The following is a 6,155-nucleotide window of genomic DNA, read 5'->3' on the forward strand; positions in this document are numbered from 1 at the left end:
GCGCTCGGCCTCGGCGTCGACGTGCGCGTGATCGGCCGCGTCGGCGGCCGGGTCACGGCCGCCGTCACGCTGTCACTGGCGGTGCTGCTCGTCATCAGCCTCGGGCTGATCCACCTTCTGCGGCTCGGCTGAGCGACGGCATAAGAACCCGAACGGCCGCGCCGCCTGCGCAGCGCGCGGCGTTTTTCCGGGAATAAACCGCGCCGGCCGGTGATCGGGATCCGCAGGGACACCAACGTCCCGCATCCGCGGAGGCCGCAATGACGCAGGATCCTGACAGCCCGGACATGCCGGACACGATCAGCCGGCGCGGGGCGCTCGAATGCATGGCCTGGGCCGGCACCGGCCTGCTCTGGTCGCTCCAGGGCGGTCTGCCGAGCGCGGTCGGACTGACCCGGGCGCTCGCAGCCGAAGGGCCGGCGGCCTTCACCTTCCTGCAGATCAGCGACAGCCATGTCGGCTTTGCCAAGCCCGCCAACCCGGACGCGCTCGGCACCCTGCGCGAGGCGGTGGCCCAGATCCGGCAGCTGCCGGCCAAGCCCGCCTTCATCATCCACACCGGCGACATCAGCCACCTCTCGAAGGATCAGGAATTCGACGATGCCGACCAGATCCTCCGCGAGACCGGCCTGCCCCTGTTCTTCGTGCCCGGCGAGCACGACTTGCTGGACGACGAGCGGGGCCGCTCCTACCTCGACCGCTACGGCAAGGGATCGCGCGGGGCCGGCTGGTACAGCTTCGACCGCGAGGGCGTCCACTTCATCGGCCTCGTCAACGTCGTCGACCTGAAGGCCGGCGGCCTCGGCGATCTCGGGGCCGAGCAGCTCGCGTGGCTCGAGCGGGACGTGGCGGGCCTCGCCTCGAGCACGCCCGTCGTCGTCTTCGCCCATATCCCGCTGTGGACGGTCTACCCCGAATGGGGCTGGGGCACGCAGGACGGGGCGCGGGCGCTCGGCCTGCTCAGGCGCTTCGGCTCGGTCACGGTGCTCAACGGGCACATCCACCAGATCGTCCAGAAGGTGGAGGGCAGCGTCACCTTCCACACCGCGCGTTCGACGGCCTTCCCGCAACCGGCGCCCGGCACCGCCCCCTCGCCGGGACCGATGAAGGTGCCGGCCGGCGACCTGCGCAAGTTTCTCGGCATCGCGAGCGTCAACGTCGTCCGCGGCGGCGAGCCGCTGGCGATCATCGACACGCCGCTCGCCGGATGAGCCGGCCCCGTCGCTCCATCGATCAGGACGCTCCCATGCCCTTACCGCACGCATCGCCGCGCCGCCCGGCCGGAGGCCGGCTCGCCGCCACCGCACTGCTTCTCGCGCTCTCGACGGGGCCCGGCGCGATCGCGGCCGAACGGACCGGTGCCGGTCCGGTCGTCATCCGCATCGACAACTTCACCTTCGGCCCGGAGACGGTTACCGTCCCGCCGGGCACGACCGTCACCTGGATCAACGGCGACGACATCCCGCACACGGTCGTGGCGCAGAACAAGCTCTTCCGTTCGAAGACGCTCGATACGGACGACCGCTACACCTTCACCTTCCAGGCGCCGGGCGAGTACGCATATTTCTGCTCCCTGCACCCGCACATGACGGGGAAGGTCGTGGTGAAGGACCCGACGGGCTGACCCGGCGCTGCGCGAGGGCCGGCGAGCGGGGGAGAGGCCGCATGACGACAGCTGGGCTCACGGCTCCCGGACCGTGCCGGACGCCGCATCCGGCCGGATCCGTCTGCGCCTGGATCGCGGCGGCCCACCTTCGCCTCGCGGCTCCGCGGGGGGCGCTCGCGATGGCGGCCTCGGGCCCGTCCGACCTGATGCGCCCGACCGAACGAACCGGGCCGCGGGACGGTCAGGCCACGCCCGCCGCCCCGGCGGCGCCTCCGACCTCCGGCGGCACCGCGTTCCACGCGGTCGTGCTGCCGCATCTCGACGCGGCCTACAACCTCGCCCGCTTCCTGACCCGGGACGCGGACGCCGCGGACGACATCGTGCAGGACGCCTTCCTGCGCGCCTTCCGGGCCTTCGACGGATATCGTGGCGGCGACGCGCGGGCATGGCTTCTCGCGATCGTGCGCAACTGCACGCGAAGCTGGGCGGGCGAGCGGGCCAGGCTCCGGGCGATCTCGGAGCCGCTCGCGGCCCCGCGGGCGGAGGACGGCGGGGATGCCGAGGCGCTCGAGATCTGGGATCCCGACCAGTGCACCCCGGAGGCCGCGCTCCTGCGTGACAGCGAAGCGGGCCTGATCCGCCGGCTGATCGAGGCGTTGCCGGAGGCCTTCCGTGAGGTTCTCGTGATGCGCGAGTTCGACGACCTGTCCTACAGGCAGATCGCCGAGATCACGGCCACGCCCATCGGCACGGTGATGTCGCGCCTCTCCAGGGCGCGGCAGATGCTGGGCGCCGCCTGGCGCCGCCAGGACGGCGAGGCTCGGCCATGACGAGCGGGCGCGATCTGTGCTGCGGCGAGGATGCCGCCCTGCTGCATGCCTTTCTCGACGGGGAACTCGACGCGGCCAACAGCCTGCGATGCGAGGCCCACGTCGCGCTTTGCCCCGCCTGCGCCGCCGAACTCGACCGCCTGCGCGCGTTGCGCGACCTCCTCGCGCGCGACGGGGTTGCCTGGCGCGCGCCTGCATCGCTACGCGCGAAGGTCCTCGCCTCCCTCGCGGACGAGGCGGGGCGCGCCGCTCGGGCCGGCGAGGCCGCGCCCGCGCGGCCGCTCGCCCCGAACGGGTGGGCAGCGCGCCTGCACGGCGCGGCGCGGCGCTGGACGGGCGTGCCCGCCGGCCTCGCGCTCGCCGCGAGCCTCGCACTCGCGGTCCTGGTGATGCGGCCCGACCAGGGCCCGGACCTGCCGGGCCAGCTCGTCGCCGGTCACGTGCGCTCGCTCCTGGCGAGCCACCTGACGGATGTCCGGACGTCCGACCAGCACGTTGTGAAGCCGTGGTTCTCCGGCAAGACCGACTTCTCGCCACCGGTCGTCGATCTCGACGACCGCGGCTTCTCGCTCGTCGGCGGCCGCCTCGACTATGTCGAGAACCGGGTCGTGGCCGCGCTGATCTACATGCGGCGCGGCCACGTCATCAATCTGTTCCTGTGGCCGTCCGACGGGCGCCGTCCGACGGCCGGCGCCCGCGACGGCTACAACATCCTGGGCTGGCGGCAGGCCGGCCTCGCGTTCTGGGCCGTGTCCGACCTTAACGCGGTCGAGCTCAAGGAATTCCAGGACGATTTCGCCGAGCGGTCTCCGCGCTGAGTCGCTCGCCCGATCTCGGCGGACATGATCTCGGCGGAGAGGCATGGTCCGCCGCAGCGGTCGTGGCCGAGCGTCAGGCCGGTGCAGACGTCCGACCTCGTGCCGGCACGCCTCGGTGTCGCCCTGCACGGCGACCTCGCCCTGACGGCCGGGGCCGCCCTGACGGCCCGGGCCGCCGCCTCCTGATCCCTCAAGCCCAGGCCCGACGCATCAGCAACATGCCGCCTGTCGCCACCTCGGCAAGAGGCCATGAGGCAAGAGGCCATGAGGCATGGGGCGCAGACGGGAAATCGCGGTGGATTCCGGAGATCGGTCCGGTTCCGCAATCGCTGCGCGAATCGTCGCCTGAACGATCCGGGTTTTCGGGACGCGCAGACACCTGACGGGACGGGCCGCACAGGGCGGACCGCGACGGCGGCAATAGTGCCGAAGCCTTGGATCAGTCTTAAAAAATCAAATTCTGGTAGTGATTTAGCGCAATTTCTCGCAGCGAAACGCACTGTATCGGCGGCATGCGTGCACAATAAAAGTTTATAGATTTTTAAAATCCGATCGCCGTAGCCGTCCGACCTGATACGAGACTGTCTAGCGATGCACATAGTCCGATCTCTGGTCGGCTTTGTGTGAGGTCTAGAAGGTTAGCGGAAAACAAGGCCGGCGCTGCCGATCGCGGGAGGCCGTCTCGGCGCGAGGTTCGCGGCGTTCGGCCGTGCGGAAGCAACGCAGCTCATGTCAGGAGGAGGGTGTCGGATGGGTTCGTCACGTTTCGGATTCTGACCTGACCGGTATTTTGGACCGGGCCAGTTGCGAGGCTACTGCATGGTAGCGGTCATGGGTAGGCGGAAGGCTACGTCCGAGAAGCTGACGGGCGCGGGCGGCCGATAGCCCAAGGACGAGTGCGGCCTCACGCGGTTGTAGGTGTTCTGCCAAAGACCGATCACGGTCTGCGCTTCTTTCAGCGAGTGGAATATCTCCTGTCGTAGGCACTCGTCCCTCAGCTTCTGCTCAGAGATGTCCGCCTCCTTGCAGGCAAGGGCGATGCTCTTGCCCTGGGCTGCCTGCACCTCGATCTGGCGCAGCATCAGCACCACCTGCTCCGCGCTCGGCCTCTGTCCTCGCCTCATCTCCAGCTCCTCCGGTCCGGGCTGATCCTCGCAATCAGCCCGGTCCAAAGCCAGCCGGTCAGGTCACCCTAGGCTTTGCAGGCACTGTGCTCAGAAGCTCAGATCCAATGGACATATTCTCGTCGTGACGACAGGTTCCGGAGGCGGCAGTTAGCGTGACCCTGCTGTAAATTTCGTGCTGCAGCTGATCACCCTCGCTCTGGCGCGAGATCATCGCCGACGATGCCGCCGGATTAGCTGCGTTGACGAAGGGCCAGGTGCCGGTTGAGACAACCGGCCGCGTCTGCTCTGCATCATCTGCGTATTGGCATTCGTTGTTTGCTGCTGTTGAGCCGCGCGACTCTGCGCCTGTCCAGCTAGAGAGTTGTTGATACTGTTGATGTTTGAGCTGGGGGAAACTTGGGCCAGCGCCGGTGTGGTGGCTGCCAAAGCGACGGCGAGGACTCCTAGGAAAGCTGACGCACGCATGATGTTCCTCCTGGGCAACGTATTCAGGTTTACACTGACGACGCGCCTCGGACCGGCAGGTTCCACCTGAGGCCGAGTGCTTGAGGCCCTTGCGAGCAGGTCAGGATCTATCCGGATTGTCGAAGCATACCTTTTGCTGTGAAAAGTCAGCTTGTCTGCTTCGGCAATGCACCCGCTCGGCGATCCGGCCGCCTATTTCTGCTGGGTTCAGGCAGAACAGGATTGCTTCGAACTCGTGGCTATCTACCAGGTGGTACAGGCGTTCCAGGCGGTACTCGAAGGGGAGATCATCGGAGCGGGTGGCACAGAGGGGTAAAGGCACTTCGCCGGAGCCTACCGGTACCACACTGTCTTGCCCCCGATACCACCTGGCCTCGCTTGGTTTTGCTCTGCAGTACCATTTGCACCGCCTGTACCACCCTACGGAGCCCCGGAAGCATAGCAGCCTGCCTGCCTCGGGGACGCTTGTGCTTCCTCCCAGTCCGGCAGGTCCGACTTCTGGCAGGCGAGCGTAGCGCGCCGATTTGCAGCCCCTCTGTGCGTGATGCGCCCCACGGAAACGCGCCACGCAACAATGCAGATTCTGACGCGATCATGCTGAAACAACGCCTTCGTAGATCCGTCCCATGACGAACCTCAGTCACGCCCCTGCTCGCATTCCGGGCCTCCGTCTGCTCTGGTGTCCACTGGCTCTGGGCATTGCCGCGCTCGCGCTCGTCGTGGCCTGGCTGATCCGACCCCGCAGTCTCGATTTCGACAGCGAGGGTTTCCTGTCCTCGGCGGTCGGCGCTGTCGGCATGCTGATGGCGCTATCGGCGCTGCCGCTGCCGTCGCAAACGGACGAAGCCTGACCGAAGCGAAACGCGTCTCGGCGGCTAGCGTGGGTTGGATCGAGCGCCCCGCTACTCACAGGGTTTAGCCGTTCGCCCTATCAGTTAGCAGCTATGTTTTACCATTTGTTAACTCTGCGGCCCTGTGATCCCGGGACCGGGAGGTTAACCTCCTGTTTGTGGGCGAGCTAGCTGACCGGGCGCGCTTTGGCCCGATCGACCGCGCCCGCGGCCGGATCTGGAGTGAGTTGATGGACTTGGGCAGTGTTGTGGCCCCTCAGCAGATACCTCGCTGCAGCTCACTGCAACTCGCTGAGGGCAGAACCATGTTGGTGCGCTCCCGATTGCATGTTCTTCGGCGTCGATCTGCTGGCGGGTTCGAGGCGGACAGTGTTTGGGTTGAGGCAAGCTCAACCGAGGCTGCCATCGTCCAGGCTCGCTCCGTCGCGGCCACGGTCCTGGCAGACGCCGCAGGCATT

Annotated in this window: 5 protein-coding genes and 1 pseudogene; 5 read left to right on the top strand and 1 reads right to left on the bottom strand. The window is 67.7% G+C overall.

The window, feature by feature from the left end:
- The first annotated feature begins 260 nt into the window (after nt 1-260).
- From WDW90_RS33740 to WDW90_RS33755, 4 genes are read left to right on the top strand one after another with little or no spacing between them, the layout of a single operon-like run.
- Complete coding sequence (locus WDW90_RS33740) at nt 261-1,211, top strand: metallophosphoesterase family protein (RefSeq protein ID WP_336492050.1); 951 nt, start codon at nt 261-263, stop codon at nt 1,209-1,211.
- A 35-nt stretch (nt 1,212-1,246) separates the two neighbouring features.
- A complete protein-coding gene (locus WDW90_RS33745) occupies nt 1,247-1,624 on the top strand; it encodes a cupredoxin domain-containing protein (protein ID WP_336492051.1) in 378 nt (125 codons plus the stop codon).
- A 41-nt stretch (nt 1,625-1,665) separates the two neighbouring features.
- On the top strand, nt 1,666-2,436 hold the full coding sequence (locus WDW90_RS33750; RefSeq protein WP_336492052.1) for a sigma-70 family RNA polymerase sigma factor: 771 nt from the start codon (nt 1,666-1,668) through the stop codon (nt 2,434-2,436).
- Nucleotides 2,433-3,254: an anti-sigma factor family protein gene (locus WDW90_RS33755; RefSeq protein WP_336492053.1), complete on the top strand. Its 822-nt coding sequence runs from the start codon at nt 2,433-2,435 to the stop codon at nt 3,252-3,254. The genes WDW90_RS33750 and WDW90_RS33755 overlap by 4 nt, the downstream gene beginning before the upstream one ends.
- An 812-nt stretch (nt 3,255-4,066) precedes the next feature.
- Here the strand turns inward: WDW90_RS33755 and WDW90_RS33760 are convergent.
- Nucleotides 4,067-4,255: pseudogene (locus WDW90_RS33760) on the bottom strand (integrase core domain-containing protein); the annotation flags it as partial.
- A 1,217-nt stretch (nt 4,256-5,472) separates the two neighbouring features.
- Between WDW90_RS33760 and WDW90_RS33765 the strand changes: the two are divergent.
- Nucleotides 5,473-5,697 carry a hypothetical protein gene (locus WDW90_RS33765; RefSeq protein WP_336492054.1) on the top strand — a complete coding sequence of 75 codons (225 nt, stop codon included), beginning with the start codon at nt 5,473-5,475 and terminating at the stop codon, nt 5,695-5,697.
- The last annotated feature ends 458 nt before the right edge of the window (nt 5,698-6,155 follow it).

The sequence above is a fragment of the Methylobacterium nigriterrae genome (genome assembly GCF_037106235.1).
Lineage (GTDB): Bacteria > Pseudomonadota > Alphaproteobacteria > Rhizobiales > Beijerinckiaceae > Methylobacterium > Methylobacterium nigriterrae.

Coding starts and splice junctions, on each gene's coding strand:
- WDW90_RS33765 (WP_336492054.1), top strand. CDS start 5,473: ATGACGAACCTCAGTCACGCCCCTGCTCGCATTCCGGGCCTCCGTCTG.
- WDW90_RS33755 (WP_336492053.1), top strand. CDS start 2,433: ATGACGAGCGGGCGCGATCTGTGCTGCGGCGAGGATGCCGCCCTGCTG.
- WDW90_RS33745 (WP_336492051.1), top strand. CDS start 1,247: ATGCCCTTACCGCACGCATCGCCGCGCCGCCCGGCCGGAGGCCGGCTC.
- WDW90_RS33740 (WP_336492050.1), top strand. CDS start 261: ATGACGCAGGATCCTGACAGCCCGGACATGCCGGACACGATCAGCCGG.
- WDW90_RS33750 (WP_336492052.1), top strand. CDS start 1,666: ATGACGACAGCTGGGCTCACGGCTCCCGGACCGTGCCGGACGCCGCAT.